The sequence below is a fragment of the Paenibacillus sp. FSL R7-0026 genome, assembly GCF_038004485.1.
GTDB lineage: Bacteria > Bacillota > Bacilli > Paenibacillales > Paenibacillaceae > Paenibacillus > Paenibacillus xylanexedens_A.
In genome coordinates this window covers 4,349,111-4,365,937 of the sequence record NZ_JBBORG010000001.1, presented here as the reverse complement: position 1 = coordinate 4,365,937, position 16,827 = coordinate 4,349,111, and the positions used below count along the sequence as shown (strand labels likewise).

Sequence of the window (16,827 nt, the reverse complement as noted above, 5' to 3'; positions counted from 1 at the left end):
GGGCCATGATGCTGAAGGGAAATCCTGAGGAGGCTGAACGCATGAGCACAGAGACACATGTCATTATGGATGAGACGGCGATCCGCCGCGCATTAACACGGATTGCCCATGAGATATTGGAGAAAAACAAAGGAATCGACGATTGTGTGTTGGTCGGTATCCGTACACGCGGGGTTTACCTCGCAGAACGGATTGCCGCGAAGATTGAAGAAATCGAAGGCGCCAAAGTCCCCTGGGGAGAACTGGATGTGACTCCTTACCGCGATGACCGCTTGGACGAAAATAAAGCGAATCGCAAGGAAATGTTGATTATGACACCTGAATCACTTTCGATCCATAACAAAAAAGTGATTTTGTTCGATGATGTGCTCTATACTGGACGGACGATTCGCGCAGCGATGGATGCCCTGATGGACTGTGGAAGACCGCAGAACATTCAGCTGGCTGTACTCGCAGACCGCGGACACCGGGAACTTCCGATTCGACCTGATTTTATCGGCAAGAATGTGCCGACTTCCAAATCAGAGGAGATCGAAGTTGCACTCATGGAAACGGACGGACAGGACGAAGTCAAGATCACTCAGAACCGGGGGGAGCAAGCATAATGATTACACAGACAGCATTGAGAGACCGAAGCTTGCTTGGACTGAAGGAACTTAGTCGAGGAGAAATCGAGTCCATTCTAAACAGAGCGGCTCACTGGGAAGCGCAGAAAGAGAAACTGGTTCCTGTACTGGAATCACGCTTCGTTGCAAACATGTTCTTCGAGAACAGCACACGTACCCGTTTCTCCTTCGAAATGGCAGAGAAACGCCTGGGCGCACAAGTGCTGAACTTTACGGCAGCTGCATCCAGTGTAGAAAAAGGAGAGTCCATCTACGATACGGTACGAACACTTGAGTCGATGGGCATTGATGCAGGCGTGATCCGGTTGAAACCGGCAGGGGTTCTGCAACAACTGGCTCAGAAAGTGAATGTACCACTTGTTAACGCCGGAGACGGCAACAATGAGCATCCCACACAGGCGTTGCTGGATCTCTACACGATGAGGAAAACATTTGGCGAACTGAAAGGCTTGCGTGTTTCCATCATTGGTGACATCCTGCATAGCCGTGTAGCTCGTTCCAACCTGTGGGCACTGCAAAAGTTTGGTGCAGATGTACGCTTCTGTGCACCACAAACGATGCAGGCACCGGAACTCGCAGAGCATGCTCCTTATGTCGGTCTTGAAGAAGCGCTGGATGCAGATGTAGTCATGATGCTCCGTGTTCAACTGGAACGTCATCAACATGGCTTAATTACTTCAGCTGAGGATTATCGCGAACACTACGGATTGACGGAAGAACGGGCATCACGCCTAAAACCAAGCACCATTATCATGCACCCTGCTCCAGTGAATCGCAACGTCGAGGTAGATGACGCGGTTGTGGAAAGTGAAGCATCGCGGATCTTCCCGCAGATGGCAAACGGCGTTCCAATCCGCATGGCGGTTATGGAACGTGCGATGAAACTGTAACAGGGTCTGGCTGTGGGTCATAGGCTGACGGTACGGTAGTTCTTATAGAGCAATAAGAGAGTACACGATAAAGAAAATCATCCGGCTTGCCTGGTAAGCCGGACAGAACCGAAGCGGAGGGCAATTATGCTACAGATTATAAAAAACGCGAACGTCTTGAACCAAAAAGGGGAACTTGAACGGAAAACCATCATTATAGATGAGGGTAAAATTAAAAAGATCGCTGGTCTGGAAGACCAAGCCGTAATGGATGCCGAAAAGTCAGCGCAAAGTGTGACAGACGCATCAGGCAAACTGGTCATTCCGGGATTGATCGATATGCACGTGCATCTGCGTGAACCTGGATTCGAACACAAAGAGACGATCGAGACAGGTGCCCGTTCAGCAGCACAAGGTGGTTTTACAACGATCGCTTGCATGCCGAACACGAGACCAGTTACAGATACAGCGGAAGTTGTGAAACTGGTACTGGATAAGGCCAAAGAAGCTGATCTGGTTAAAGTGTTGCCTTATGCAGCCATTACAAAAAACGAACTGGGTCGTGAACTTACCGATTTTGCCGCATTAAAAGAAGCAGGCGCTATTGGATTCACAGATGACGGTGTAGGCGTACAAAACGCTCAAATGATGAAAGATGCCATGAGCCTCGCGGCAAGTATGGATATGCCAGTGATCGCTCACTGTGAAGATGACTCACTGGTTGTTGGTGGATTTGTGACGGAAGGTGAGTTTTCGAAGCGTCACGGCATCAAAGGGATTCCAAATGAATCCGAAGCTATCCACGTTGGCCGTGATATCTTGCTCGCAGAAGCAACAGGAGTTCACTACCATGTCTGTCACGTAAGTACAGAGCAATCGGTTCGACTGATTCGTTTAGCGAAGTCCATCGGCATTAAAGTAACTGCTGAGGTGTGTCCGCACCATCTGGTGTTGTCGGATGAAGATATCCCGGGAATGGACGCCAACTGGAAAATGAACCCGCCGCTGCGCTCACCACGCGATGTGCAGGCTTGTATTGAAGGCTTGCTAGACGGGACGCTGGATATGATCGTAACCGATCACGCGCCACACAGTGAAGAAGAGAAAGCCAAAGGCATGGAGCTGGCACCTTTTGGAATCGTAGGATTTGAAACAGCCTTCCCGCTGCTGTACACCAAGTTTGTGGAAACAGGATTGTGGAGCTTGGACTTCCTGGTGAAACGCATGACAGCTGATCCGGCACGTGTATTCCGACTGGATACAGGCAAACTTGAAGAGGGAGCACCAGCCGATATCACGATGATTGACCTGAACGAGGAAAAAGCGGTTGATCCTGCAACGTTTGCAACTAAAGGAAGAAACACACCATTCACAGGCTGGAAGCTGAAAGGCTGGGCCGTACAAACTTGGGTGGATGGCAAAAGCGTATGGAGCAACACTGTACAACAATAAAACGGTAACTCAGCAAATTTATAAAACAGTAACTCTATATTTTCAACTCTTTAAATCAGTAACAGTAATTCTTAACTCTTTAATCAACAAGTCATTATAACTCTAAATTTACAACTTCTACACAGTAACATCTTTACAACTAACTCGAGGCAGATTATGCCAAGAGTTTAAACATACGAAACAAAGCAAAGTTGAATGTCATGATTTTGAACTTGGACACCAACGTAACTGCGGAGCGGACAGAAAAGACCCGAAGAAGCAAAGCGTTCGCCTTTATCACCGGATACATCATTTGAAAAATGATAAAAGTAATCCGGTGATAACAGCGATCAAAGGGTTTTCTGTACGCGGAGCCGCACAATCGTAACGTCCCCATGTTCAACCCAAATGCCATTCAACGTTGATAAACACAGAGGAGTGAAATGGGATGCAGGCACAGGCAAGATTATTGTTGGAAGACGGCACACTGTTCACCGGGAAAGCATTTGGTGCTGAAGGTGAAACTACAGGTGAGGTCGTTTTTAATACGGGAATTACAGGCTATCAAGAGGTGCTTTCGGATCCTTCCTATTGCGGTCAAATCGTAACCATGACGTATCCGCTGATCGGAAACTACGGCATTACGCGTGATGACTTTGAGTCGATTCGTCCATACGTACACGGTTTTGTTGTGCGTCGTCATGAGCCAACGCCGAGTAACTGGCGTGCGGAATACAGCGTAGACAATCTGCTCAAAGAATACGGCATCGTAGGAATCAGCGAAATTGATACACGCATGTTGACTCGCCGGATTCGTCACCACGGCACAATGAAGGGAATTCTCACAACAGGATCGAAGCCTGTGGAAGAACTGCTGGAGATGATGGGAGACACTACCATTGCCGAGCTGCGTAACCAGGTGCCTATGACTTCTACAGAGCATGTCTACAACAGCCCGGGAACGGCTGAACGTATTGTGCTTGTGGATTATGGTGCTAAAACAGGAATCTTGCGCGAACTTAGCAAACGTAACTGTGACGTTGTTGTTGTTCCACACGATGTAACAGCAGACGAGATTCGTCGCCTGAACCCGGATGGCATTCAACTGTCCAACGGCCCTGGGGACCCGAAAGACGTACCTCACGCAGTTAACATGATCAGTGAACTGCTTGGCGAATACCCGATCTTCGGTATCTGCCTGGGTCACCAGTTGTTCGCACTTGCAGCAGGAGCAGACACCGAAAAACTTAAGTTTGGACATCGCGGAGGAAACCACCCGGTGAAAGAACTGGAGAGCGGACGTTGCTTCATCACATCCCAGAACCATGGATTTACCGTAAACGAAGAATCTGTGAAGAGTACAGATCTGGAAGTTACACATATCAACAATAACGATAAGACCATTGAAGGTCTGAAACATAAATCATTCCCGGCATTCTCGGTTCAATATCACCCTGAAGCAGCCCCGGGTCCGTACGACAACAGCTATCTGTTCGACCGCTTCATTGAGATGATTCGCGAGCACAAGATCACTAACCCGCAAAAGCCGCGTCAAGCCGTATTGGCAGCCGCAGTGAAAGGAGCACAATAACATGCCGATTAACAAAGATCTCAAAAAAATCCTGGTGATTGGTTCCGGTCCAATCGTCATCGGTCAAGCGGCCGAGTTCGACTATGCCGGTACACAAGCTTGCCAGGCTCTGAAAGAAGAAGGCGTGGAAGTTGTACTTATCAACAGCAACCCGGCGACCATTATGACGGATACAAACATGGCTGACAAAGTCTACATTGAGCCAATTACACTGGATTTTGTAACGCAAATCATTCGTCAAGAGCGTCCAGATGGCTTGTTGCCAACACTGGGTGGTCAGACAGGTCTGAACATGGCTGTAGAGCTGGCTCGTGCAGGCGTGCTGGAACGTGAAAATGTGAAATTGCTCGGAACACAGCTGACATCTATCGAGAAAGCGGAAGATCGTGATCTGTTCCGTGACCTGATGCGTGAATTGGAACAACCTGTACCAGAGAGTGTCATCGTAACGACACTTGAAGAATCACTTGAATTTGCGAATGAGATTGGTTATCCAATCATCGTACGTCCAGCCTATACACTGGGCGGAACAGGCGGCGGAATCTGTGCGAACGAAGAAGAGCTGCGTGAGACGGTGGCAGCGGGAATTCGTTACAGCCCAATTGGGCAATGTCTGGTCGAGAAGAGCATTGCAGGTATGAAAGAAGTCGAGTATGAGGTTATGCGGGACAAAAACGATAACTGTATCGTTGTCTGCAACATGGAAAACTTTGACCCGGTAGGTGTTCATACAGGCGACAGTATCGTTGTAGCACCAAGCCAAACATTGTCGGATCGTGAATATCAAATGCTGCGTTCAGCTTCCCTGAAAATCATCCGTGCCCTGAACATTGAGGGTGGATGTAACGTACAGTTTGCACTGGATCCACACAGCTTCCAATACTACGTTATCGAAGTAAATCCACGGGTAAGCCGTTCATCCGCCCTGGCTTCCAAAGCAACGGGTTATCCGATTGCCAAAATGGCTGCGAAAATTGCGATGGGTTACACGTTGGATGAAATCGTGAACCCGGTAACGGGCCAAACGTATGCTTGTTTCGAGCCTACGCTGGATTATATCGTGAGCAAAATCCCACGCTGGCCGTTCGACAAGTTTATCTCGGCGAACCGTAAACTGGGAACTCAGATGAAAGCAACAGGCGAAGTAATGGCTATTGGCCGGACATTCGAAGAGTCGATTCACAAAGCAGTTCGTTCCCTGGAAATTGGCGTACATCGCCTGTACCTGAAGGATGCAGAAACGCTGGACGAAGCTACCCTGAACGAGCGTCTGATCAAAGCAGATGATGAGCGTATCTTCCTGATTGCCGAAGCATTCCGCAGAGGTTATACGTTGCAACAGCTACAGGATCTGACCAAGATTGACTGGTGGTTCCTGGACAAAATCGAAGGTCTGATCGCATTCGAAGATCGCATTCGCGAAGAATCCGAATTGTCTTCCGACATTCTGTATCAAGCGAAACGCCTTGGATTCACAGACCGTGCCATTGCTGAACTGCGTGCGCAAGGTCAACCAGGAGGCACATTAACAACTGAAGCGGAAGTTAGAACTCGTCGGGAAGCAGAGAACCTGCGCCCAGTGTACAAAATGGTAGATACATGTGCGGCTGAGTTCGAAGCAACAACGCCATATTACTACTCAACTTACGAGACAGAGAATGAAGTGATCCCTTCAGACAAGAAAAAAGTTGTGGTACTGGGTTCAGGACCAATCCGGATCGGTCAAGGGATCGAGTTCGACTACTCTACTGTACACGCAGTATGGGCATTGCAAAAAGCAGGATATGAAGCAGTCATTATCAACAATAACCCGGAGACGGTGTCTACGGACTTTAATACATCGGATCGCCTGTACTTTGAACCGCTCTTCTTCGAAGATGTCATGAACGTGATTGAACAGGAGAAACCAGTAGGGGTTATCGTACAGTTCGGTGGTCAAACAGCCATCAACCTGGCAGCACCATTGCGTAATGCAGGCGTAACGATTCTCGGAACGGATCTGGAAAGCATCGATGAGGCGGAGGACCGTAAGAAGTTCGAACGTCTGCTCTCCCGTCTGGAGATTGCACAGCCAAAAGGTAAAACAGTCATTTCCGTTGATGATGCGGTAGAAACAGCTCAAAGTCTGGGCTACCCTGTCTTGGTTCGTCCTTCTTATGTACTCGGCGGTCGTGCGATGGAGATTGTATACTCCGATGCTGAATTGCTGACATACATGGAACAGGCGGTTAAAATCAATCCGGAGCATCCGGTCCTGATCGACCGTTACATGATGGGTAAAGAAGTTGAGGTTGACGCCATCTGTGATGGTGAAACGGTATTGATTCCGGGAATCATGGAACATATCGAGCGTGCAGGGGTTCACTCTGGTGACTCCATCGCGGTATATCCTCCTCAACATCTGTCCCAGGATTTGAAAGAGAAAATTGTAGAGATTACAATCAAAATTGCGAAAGAACTGAAAACGGTAGGTTTGGTCAACATCCAGTTTGTTATCCATGATGGCCAAGTGTACATTATCGAGGTGAACCCGCGTTCATCCCGTACTGTACCATTCCTGAGCAAAGTAACCAACATTCCGATGGCGAACTTGGCAACACAAGCCATTCTGGGTGTGAAACTGAAAGATCTTGGTTATGTTGACGGGCTGTGGCCTGAGTCGGACCATGTATCTGTCAAAGTTCCGGTCTTCTCCTTCGCGAAGCTGCGTCGTGTAGAACCAACCCTCGGACCTGAGATGAAGTCTACAGGTGAGGTTATGGGCCGTGACCCGAATTACGCTAAAGCGTTGTTCAAAGGTCTCATCGGTGCAGGAATGAAAATTCCGGCAACCGGAGCGATCGTAGTAACTGTAGCAGACAAAGACAAAGACGAAGCGGTTCCTTTGCTCGAAGGTTTCTACAGACTGGGTTACAAAATCATGGCTACCGGCGGAACAGCAGCTGCGCTTGAAGCAGCGAACATTCCGGTAACGACTGTGAACAAATTAAGTGAAGGTTCGCCGAACATTCTGGATATGATCCGTAGCGGCGAAGCAAACTTTGTCTTTAACACACTCACCAAAGGCAAAACACCGCAGCGTGATGGATTCCGTATCCGTCGTGAAGCGGTAGAAAACGGCATTGTATGTATGACTTCACTGGATACGATTCGTGCGCTGCTGATCATGCTGCAAACGATCAACTTCTCTTCGGAAGCAATGCCTGTCTTTGTAAAATAAATAACTCTCTGATGAAGGACATCAGTCAGCCTGCGGGCTGGCGGGATGTCCTTTATATCGGGCAAAAACGGAAAAAATGAGCAAGTGGAGGGGAGCGCTGGTGATGAATCAAGCGAGTTTCAATGAAATGGCTGGCCGTCTGATGGTGGCACTGGATTATCCTGGAGCGGAAGAAGCTCAAGAATTGGTACAAGCTCTTGAGGGCATTCCCTGTTATCTCAAGGTGGGTATGCAGCTGTTCTACGCAGCAGGACCTGACTTTATTCGGGAGCTGAAATCCAAAGGCTACTCCGTTTTTCTGGATGTGAAAATGCATGACATTCCCAACACAGTTCGTGGCGGAGCTGAGAGTATCACACGTCTGGGTGTAGACATGTTTAATGTGCATGCAGCGGGTGGAGCCCTTATGATGAGTGCTGCACGTGAAGGTGCTGAGGCAGCAATCGCTGCCGATCCTTCCCTTAGCAAGCCCGAGATCATTGCAGTCACCCAACTCACCAGTACAAGTCTGGAAACGATGAATAACGAGATTGGCATCCCCGGAAGTGTGGAAGCTGCTGTGGTCCGTTATGCAGGACTAGCCCAAGAGGCCGGACTGGATGGAGTTGTTGCTTCTCCACTGGAAGTGCCCGCAATTCGGGCAACGTGTGGCAGTGCTTTTCACACCGTTACTCCAGGAATTCGTCCAGCGGGTAGTGGTCTGGGAGATCAGACACGCGTCTTGACCCCGGGTGAAGCCATCGCCAGAGGCAGTCATTACATTGTTGTAGGCAGACCCATTACAGGCGCTCCCAATCCGCGAGAAGCGGTAGAAACCATTTTGAAGGAGATGTTGAACGCATGATCGAACTGAATGAGATTCCGAATCATATTGCTTCCCAACTTTTGAAAATTAAAGCCGTGGCGTTACGTCCGCAGCAGCCATTTACATGGACATCCGGCATCAAATCACCAATATACTGTGATAACCGCTTAACGATGTCCTATCCGGAGATTCGCAACGATATCGCTGAAGCATTTGCAACAATCATTCGGAACCAGTACCCGGATGCAGAAGTCATCGCAGGTACAGCAACCGCAGGTATTCCGCATGCTGCCTGGGTGGCTCAGAAGCTGGATCTGCCGATGGCCTACATTCGTGATAAAGCGAAAGGACACGGCAAGGAGAACCTGATCGAAGGTCTGATTACCGAAGGACAGAAAGTGGTTGTCATCGAAGATCTGATCTCTACAGGTGGAAGCTCGATCAAAGCAGCCGAAGCCGTACGTGTAGCAGGCGCAACACCTCTCGCCGTACTTGCCATTTTCAGCTACCAGCTGGATAAAGGTGTTAAAGCATTTGAAGATGCTGGAATTCCACTTCAGACGTTGTCCAATTACACGGCGCTGATGGATGTGGCTTTGGCTCAGGGAACAATTCAGGAGAGTGACTTTGAGTTGCTCAAATCCTGGCGTGAAGATCCTTCTTCATTTGGTAAATAATATCATTGATACCTCGAAAACATGTTCATGAATGAACGGTATCAAAATTGTAATGATTGCCGTCATAGCGGCAAAACCATCGAATATGCAAGAGGCATCCCGCACTTTGGGGTGCTTTTTTCGTTTGTTCATCAAAATATTAACTTTTTCCCTCTACCGTTGTAAAAAGCTTGTAACTTTTAGTTGGGATCGGTCGTTTATAATTCAGTGTAGGTTGGAACAGATTTCTAATTTTAGGTTTTTTGAAGAAATGATCGGGATATCAAGAAAGGATGAGCGTGATTGCTGGCATGAAGAATTTATTTCTCAGAAAAAGACCTGCCAAGAGCCAGTCAGGCGATGAATATCAACAGGGGGAAGCGCAGCTGGAGGCATCGACGGTTTCGGGAGAAAATACATACAACAATGAACACGATCACCCGACGAGTGAACCTCCGTTACCTGAAAGTGAAATCGCTTCAGATGAAGTGGCTGCAGCTGCTGCCACTACCGTTGATGAACCCCAGAAGAAGATCAAACCAAAAAAGGATATGTTGCCTCCATATGATGGACCTGTACTGGAGGTGCGTAACGTGCATCGCAGTTTCCAGACAGGCAGTCGCATTATCCATGTGCTCAAAGGCATTGATATGGAAGTGAATCCGCAACAACTGGTCATGCTGAAGGGGCGATCGGGCTCAGGCAAAACAACACTACTGAATATGCTCGGTGGACTGGATCAGCCTTCAAGTGGAGACATTTTGTTCTCTGGTCAGCCTCTTCAGGATTGGGGAGACCGGCGGCGGACCGCTTTGCGGCGCAAAGAGATCGGTTTTATTTTCCAGGCGTATGCACTCATGCCCTTATTATCTGCTTGGGAAAATGTAGAACTGTCGCTGCGCATGGCGGACGTTCCGCGAGCGGAGTGGAAGGACAGGGTTGGTCACTGTCTGGATCTGGTTGGACTATCCAAACGGGTGAAGCACCGACCTTTCGAGATGTCCGGGGGAGAGCAACAGCGGGTGGCTATAGCCAAGGCGATTGCCCATAGACCCAGATTGTTGCTTGCGGATGAGCCTACAGCGGAACTGGATTCCAAGATGGGCGCTCAGGTCATGGCCGTATTCCGCAATATTATTGAAGTAGAACAAGTAACAATATGTATGACTACACACGATCCTACAATTTTGGAGGTTGCGGACCATGTTTATGAAATGGCGGACGGCAGATTTATCAAGTAAAGGGGCCGCTCCGAAGAGGGGGAAACGCGCAGCAATTATTGTACTCGGTGCGATAATGGTTGCAACGATGTCCGGCTGCTCATTGCTGCCGTCAGAAACAGAAGAAGAAGTGCTTCCACCAATTACGCCGCCAACGATCTCCAAGAAACCGGAATATGAAGTCCGGACGGAAACGTTGGAGAAAAAAGTAAGTGGCAGTGGCAAGATGATGAGTCAGCGGGAAGAGAAGGTGTACTTCACGCTTGATGGCATGCATGTCAAAGAGTTAAATGTTAAACCAGGGGATAAAGTGAAAAAGGGTCAACTTCTCGCGGTGCTCGATGTGGAGAGTGTGGAGAAGGAGATCCGTGGCAAGAAACTGGCTATTCGCAAATCCGAAGTTCAAATGAAGGAAACACTCCGCAAGAAGGATGAGATGGACCCGGTGGAGTTCGAAGAAGCAACGATTGCTTTTGAAGAATTACGCCAGGAACTCGCTGATCTGGAAGAACAACTGGGTAAAGCCACGTTGACCGCTCCGTTTGGCGGCACCGTTATTGCTGTGCAGGTAGAGAAAGGTGCAGCTGTGAAAGCGTATGATCCGATTGCTACAATTGCGGATACATCGAATCTGGTTGTGGCTGCAACCTTTGCCAAGGAAGATCTGGAGAAGTTCTCAGCCGGGATGAAGGCAGAAGTGGACATTAATGGTGCTGGTAAAGTCGCTGGCAAAATTAAAGTTATGCCTATCGCGGAAGCATCGGGAAGCGGCAGTGGCGAAGGAACGGGTGAAGGCGGTACGCCTCCAACCAAGGAAACGCTGGATAAGTATGTTATCGTTACACTTGCAAAAATGCCAAAAGGCGTCGAACGTGGCACACCACTATCCGTCTCGATTGTAACGCAGCGTACGGAGAACGCGATTGTGATTCCTGTATCCGCTTTACGCTCCATCGGTTCAAGAACGTACGTACAAGTCGTGGAGAGTGATGGCAGCAAGCGTGAAGTGGACGTTGAAGTTGGACAGCAGACGTCGACAGATGTCGAGATTCTGAAAGGTCTGACCGTAGGCGAGAAAGTAGTGGGACGCTAATGGGGCTGCCATTGCTTCGGCTGTTGTTCCGCAAAATGTGGAACACGCGCTGGATGACCTTCAGCACACTGATCGGATTGATTGTGGCGGTTGCGTTCACCGTCAGTATTCCAATGTATGCCGATGGTGCGTTGAAACGGGTCGTCGCGCAAACGCTGCAGGATAACAGTGAAGGGTTGCCAGCCGGTTCGTTGCTTATGAGTTATCAGGCACCTGGTGGCGTGAAGACAGATACACGGGGGCTGGACGAAGTAGATCGTTATATTCGTGAGGATGTTCCTCGCGATATTGGTTTTCCTTTTCATACGTATGTGAATTCGAGATCCATTCGCAGCACAGAGGTGAGCCCGGAAGATCCAACCAAAGTGGATGCCAGCAGGGCGCGCAGTATGAGTCTGGGTACGATGAGTGGGCTGGATGCACAGGTGAATTACTCTGCCGGGGTGAAACCTGGAAACCAGGTCAAAGATGACACGATCGAGGCAGTCATGTTGGAAGAGGGCATGTACCGTAACGATCTGCATATCGGTGACATTCTGGAATATCCGGTGTATAGCGGCCTTGATATCACGTTACGTGTAAAGATTACGGGGTCCTTCAAGGCAGATGATCCGAACAGCCCTTACTGGGTACAAGGATTTGACGGCATGATGAATGGACTTTATGTGGATGAATCGGTTTTTAATGATGTTTTACTGAAGGAAAAAGGGATTCCACTTCAAAATTCACGTTGGTATTATGCCTTTGATCTGAAAGAAATTCAAACCAGCCAGTTATCAGGTCTGACTTCCATGCTGGAAAGGCTGGATATCGATCTGTACCAGCGGCTGAAAGATACAAAAGTGGACATCACCTTTGGTGATCTGCTCAAGCAGTTCCGCAGTCAAAGTCTGCAATTGCAGACCATGTTGTTTACCTTGGCAGCACCGATGATTGCGATGGTCTTTTATTTTATTGCAATGAACGCCAGACAGTCATTACAGAAGCAAGAGAGTGATATTGCGGTATTGCGAAGCCGTGGAGCTTCAGCTCGGCAGATCTTCTCTCTCTATCTGCTTGAAGGCATATTTCTGGGCGCTATTGCGCTGGTTATTGGGCCGTTGCTCGGTTGGTTTATGGCCAAGAGTATCGGTTCAGCAAGTGGTTTTCTCTCGTTCGTAGATCGGAAGTCTATTCCGATCGGTGTATCAAAAGAAGCTATTCTCCTGGGCGTAGCAGCGGTCCTTGTTGCGATTATCGCATCACTTATCCCTGCGATAACCTATGCACGGGCAACCATTGTATCTGCCAAACGGCGGCAGGCACGGACAGACCGTGCTCCAGTATGGCAACGCTGGTTCCTGGATGTTGTGTTGCTGGGTCTGGCTGGATATGGATACTACCTGTTCTATGAACGTCAGATGTTGACCTTCCAGACCGGAATGACAACCGATCAGTTGCAGGTACAGCCGTTTCTGTTCTTTGTACCCGCACTCGCGATCTTTGCGCTTGGACTATTCTTCCTGCGCTTGTTCCCGTGGATATTAAAGCTCATTCAGTTGATCGGTCGCAAGTTTCTCCCGGTCCCGTTGTATCTGACATTAACACAGCTATCGCGTTCATCTTCTTCATATTATCCGCTGATGATCCTACTTGTACTGACACTGGGACTTGGGGTGTACAACTCGGCTGCGGCTCGGACGATTGATCTGAATTCCACTGAGCGTACCTTGTACCGTTATGGTTCTGATGTGATTATGCAGACTGTGTGGGAAGGAACACCAGAGGTTAAACCTGGTGGTTCCGGACAGAATGGCGGTACGGGTGGAGGTCAACAAGGTGGTGGCAATGGAGGAGGAGGTTCTGCTGGTGGGGGTTCCGGCGGAGGCAACGGCGGTGGAGGTGCTCCAGGTGGTGGCGGTTCTTCGCAGCCATCCAAAGTCATCTACTCCGAACCTCCATTCGAAGTGTTCCGCAGATTAGACGGGGTTGAACATGCAGCACGCGTGCTGCAGACCAAAGGCAATATTATCGTCTCTGGTAAATCGGGCGGACAAGGGATGCTGGTCGGAATTGATAATGTGGACTTTGCTCAAGTGGCGTGGTTCCGCAACGATCTGTTCCCGGCACATCCCTACAAGTACCTTGACTTGCTTGGTAAATACGAAGGGGCTGTATTGATCTCTTCCAAATTTGCTGACAAATTCAAGTTGAAAACTGGAGATCTCGTCTCCATGGGTGTACAGGGACAGGCGATTGAATTCGTCGTGTTCGGAATCATTCCTTACTGGCCAGCCCAGTATCCGGATCAGATGCCATTTTTCGTGGCGAATCTGGATTATATCTATGATCAGGTGCCTCTGATTCCTTATGAGGTATGGCTGAAAATGGAACCGGATGCCAAAGTGGCTCCATTAATGGAGAAACTCGCAGCAGAAGGTATCGAGTTATCTTCTGTGCGTGACGTCCGCACAGAATTGGTATCTCAGGGTAAACACCCGTCACGAGGTGGCGTATTCGGGATTCTGAGCCTTGGTTTCCTGGTATCGGTTATTATCTCGTTGATTGGATACGTGCTGTACTGGTTCTTCAACCTGTCCGGACGTGTCGTGCAGTTTGGTGTATTACGGGCTATGGGGTTATCCCGGGCACAATTGAGCGGTATGCTGCTGCTGGAGCAGGTATTCACAGCGGGGCTGTCGATCCTGCTAGGTATTGGGATTGGTCAGGTATCCAGTCGTTTATTCCTGCCATTCCTGCAAACGACGGATAATGTATCTGCTCAGGTACCTCCGTTCCGGATTGTGTTTGAACAGCAAGATATGTTGCAACTGTATGGGGTCACCGTAGTGATGCTGGTCATTGGTGCAACGATGTTGCTCTGGCAGATTCGCAGGCTGCGGGTTCACCAGGCGGTCAAAATGGGAGAGGAGAGGTAAACGTGATCCAATGCGAAGGACTTGTCAAAATTTTTAAATCCAGCGATGTGGAAGTCGTTGCCCTTCAGGGTCTCAACCTGACTGTTAATCAAGGTGAAATGATGGCCATCATCGGTAACAGCGGTAGTGGTAAATCCACGCTGCTGAATATTCTGGGCGGACTTGATCGCCCTACGGCTGGTACCGCGGTTGTGGGAGACTGGGATTTGCTCAAGATGACAGATGCTCAATTGGTCGATTACAAACGTCATACGGTAGGTTTTATCTGGCAAAATAACGGTCGTAACTTGCTGCCTTATCTCACTGCACTGGAAAATGTGGAGACTCCCATGATTCTGGGAGGCAAGCGTGATCGTGCTTACGCGAAACAGTTGCTTGAATGGGTAGGCCTTAAGGATCGGATGCATAACAAATTGCATCAATTGTCAGGAGGAGAGCAGCAACGGGTAGCGATAGCGATTTCATTATCCAATCGTCCCAAAATTCTGCTTGCAGATGAACCAACCGGTTCGGTCGATTCTGAGACATGTGATACAATTATGGGCATTTTCCGCAGAATGAACAAGGAACTCGGCGTTACAATTGTCATCGTTACCCATGACTTGACGCTAGCTGGCAAGGTAGACCGGATCGTTGCGATCCGGGACGGCTTGACCAGTACCGAGTTTGTGAAGCGCAACCCGAATCTGGATGATGAGCATAACTTGTCCGAGGCGGGTATGCCAGACATCCATGAAGCATTTGTCATTATAGACCGTGCAGGACGACTTCAGGTGCCAAAAGAGTATCTGGAGGCCTTATCCATTGATAACCGGGCTACATTGGAATTTGACGGTGAACGTATTGTGATTACACCGCCAAGATAATTAAGAGGGGGAACTGGGAAATGAAGAATAGTATGTGGGGAAAACGTGTGCTGGCTGTCATCGCTACTGCGACGCTAGCACTGCCGCTGATTGCCGGCTGTACGGCAAGTGAGGCCAAGGATACCGAGCAGCGTGTATTACGCGTGGCTACGTTGTGGGGAGGACAGGATGACAGTTACTTCCGTCAGCAATTCACCGATGCTTTTGAACTGACACATCCCAATGTAACCATCGAAATTGTAGCTGCTGTTGATCAGAGCAGTATGTATGGGTATGGCAACACGGAAGAACAGCCGGAAGTTCCTGATACAATGGAAAGTCTGAAGAAGATTATGACTGGGGATAACCCGGTTGACGTTATCGTGGCCGATACCGCCACAGTGAAATCATTAATTCAGGAGAATCTGGTGAAACAGCTGGACCCACTGATGCAGGAAGATAAGTTTGATACCAGTGATATCGTGCCTAGTGTACTGGAGGGAATTAAGGACCTTGGGGATCAGAGCATTTATGCATTGACACCAACGTTCTCCTCATCGGCTTTGTTCTATAACAAGGGTATGTTTGAAAAAGCAGGCGTGGAACCGCCAACGGACAACATGACATGGGACGATATCTTCAATCTGGGTACCCGTCTAACGAAAGGTGAGGGTAAAGACCATGTATTTGGTTTCTCCTTCACGACATATCAAGGTGGTTCGCCGTACTACTCCATGCAACAGTACTACAGCTCGTTGCAGCTGAAGACGTTTGATGACAAAGCAGAGAAGATGACAGTAGATTCTCCTCAATGGGAGAAAGTGTGGAGCACTATCAGCAAACTTGCGATTGACAAAGTTATTCCTAAAGGCGACGAACCACAGGATCAGAATCCGAGTGGGCGTTATGATCCGGTACAGGGTGACCTATTCCTGAGTGGCAAGTCAGCCATGGTTATTGGTGATTACAGCTATATTAATCAATTAATTGATGCCAATAAAAATGCGGATAAAATGAAAGACTTTACGAAAGTGGATTGGGATGTGGTAACACCTCCAGTTCACCCGGAAGCTCCTGAAATTGGAGGTAGCATCTACCTGAGCAACCTCATGGCGATTAATAGTGCGGCTCAGAACCCGGATGATGCGTGGGAACTGATCAAGTACATGAACAGTGAGGACTGGGCTAAGATCAAAGCACGTAGCAGTTATGAGATGGTATCACGGAAGAGCTTCATTAAACCCAAAGACGGCCTGGATTATAACATTCAAGCATTCTATGCGCTGAAGCCGATTCCGCCAACCAATACCAATCTGGATAAAATGTATCAAAAATCCCCAGGCTTATGGCAAGTCAATGAAAAAGGTATGGAATATTTCAACCAAGTACTAGAGAACAAAAAGACACCAAAAGAAGCGCTTGGTGAGTGGGCAGCTAAAGGAAACGAGATGCTGGAGAAATTGAAAAAGGATCCTAAAGCTACGTTTCAATGAGATTTGATGAAGTAGTCATATTTATAAGTTAAGGATAGCCGCTGAAGATTTTAATCTTTG

The 16,827-nt window shown here is 48.6% G+C and carries 12 protein-coding genes; all 12 read left to right on the top strand.

The genetic code is table 11. The features are described from left to right. The first annotated feature begins 41 nt into the window (after positions 1-41). Positions 42-605, top strand: a complete 564-nt coding sequence (gene pyrR, locus MKY44_RS19310; protein WP_017687330.1) for a bifunctional pyr operon transcriptional regulator/uracil phosphoribosyltransferase PyrR — start codon at positions 42-44, stop codon at positions 603-605. Beyond that, entirely contained in the window at positions 605-1,516 is a 912-nt protein-coding gene (locus tag MKY44_RS19305) for an aspartate carbamoyltransferase catalytic subunit (RefSeq protein WP_390926083.1), read from the top strand. Before pyrR ends, MKY44_RS19305 begins: the two co-directional genes overlap by 1 nt. 126 nt (positions 1,517-1,642) lie before the next feature. Beyond that, complete coding sequence (locus MKY44_RS19300) at positions 1,643-2,947, top strand: dihydroorotase (RefSeq protein ID WP_341008181.1); 1,305 nt, start codon at positions 1,643-1,645, stop codon at positions 2,945-2,947. A gap of 427 nt (positions 2,948-3,374) precedes the next feature. Further along, positions 3,375-4,517, top strand: coding sequence for a glutamine-hydrolyzing carbamoyl-phosphate synthase small subunit (gene carA / locus MKY44_RS19295; protein ID WP_047843735.1), 1,143 nt, complete (start codon positions 3,375-3,377; stop codon positions 4,515-4,517). 1 nt (position 4,518) lies between these two features. Then, on the top strand, positions 4,519-7,737 hold the full coding sequence (gene carB / locus MKY44_RS19290) for a carbamoyl-phosphate synthase large subunit (protein ID WP_047843734.1): 3,219 nt from the start codon (positions 4,519-4,521) through the stop codon (positions 7,735-7,737). A gap of 103 nt (positions 7,738-7,840) precedes the next feature. Then, a complete protein-coding gene (gene pyrF / locus MKY44_RS19285; protein WP_341008180.1) occupies positions 7,841-8,581 on the top strand; it encodes an orotidine-5'-phosphate decarboxylase in 741 nt (246 codons plus the stop codon). Further along, entirely contained in the window at positions 8,578-9,219 is a 642-nt protein-coding gene (gene pyrE / locus MKY44_RS19280) for an orotate phosphoribosyltransferase (RefSeq protein ID WP_036614805.1), read from the top strand. The genes pyrF and pyrE overlap by 4 nt, the downstream gene beginning before the upstream one ends. A 272-nt stretch (positions 9,220-9,491) precedes the next feature. Next, positions 9,492-10,439, top strand: a complete 948-nt coding sequence (locus MKY44_RS19275) for an ABC transporter ATP-binding protein (RefSeq protein WP_341008179.1) — start codon at positions 9,492-9,494, stop codon at positions 10,437-10,439. Further along, positions 10,402-11,511: an efflux RND transporter periplasmic adaptor subunit gene (locus MKY44_RS19270; protein ID WP_341008178.1), complete on the top strand. Its 1,110-nt coding sequence runs from the start codon at positions 10,402-10,404 to the stop codon at positions 11,509-11,511. The genes MKY44_RS19275 and MKY44_RS19270 overlap by 38 nt, the downstream gene beginning before the upstream one ends. Continuing rightward, the gene (locus MKY44_RS19265) at positions 11,511-14,429 is read left to right on the top strand and encodes an ABC transporter permease (RefSeq protein ID WP_149846737.1); all 2,919 of its coding nucleotides are present in this window, start codon (positions 11,511-11,513) and stop codon (positions 14,427-14,429) included. Before MKY44_RS19270 ends, MKY44_RS19265 begins: the two co-directional genes overlap by 1 nt. Positions 14,430-14,431: 2 nt before the next feature. Continuing rightward, positions 14,432-15,295 (top strand): ABC transporter ATP-binding protein, encoded by an 864-nt coding sequence (locus MKY44_RS19260; RefSeq protein ID WP_341008177.1) that lies wholly within the window; start codon positions 14,432-14,434, stop codon positions 15,293-15,295. 20 nt (positions 15,296-15,315) lie between these two features. Further along, positions 15,316-16,767, top strand: coding sequence for an ABC transporter substrate-binding protein (locus MKY44_RS19255; protein ID WP_074095833.1), 1,452 nt, complete (start codon positions 15,316-15,318; stop codon positions 16,765-16,767). The last annotated feature ends 60 nt before the right edge of the window (positions 16,768-16,827 follow it).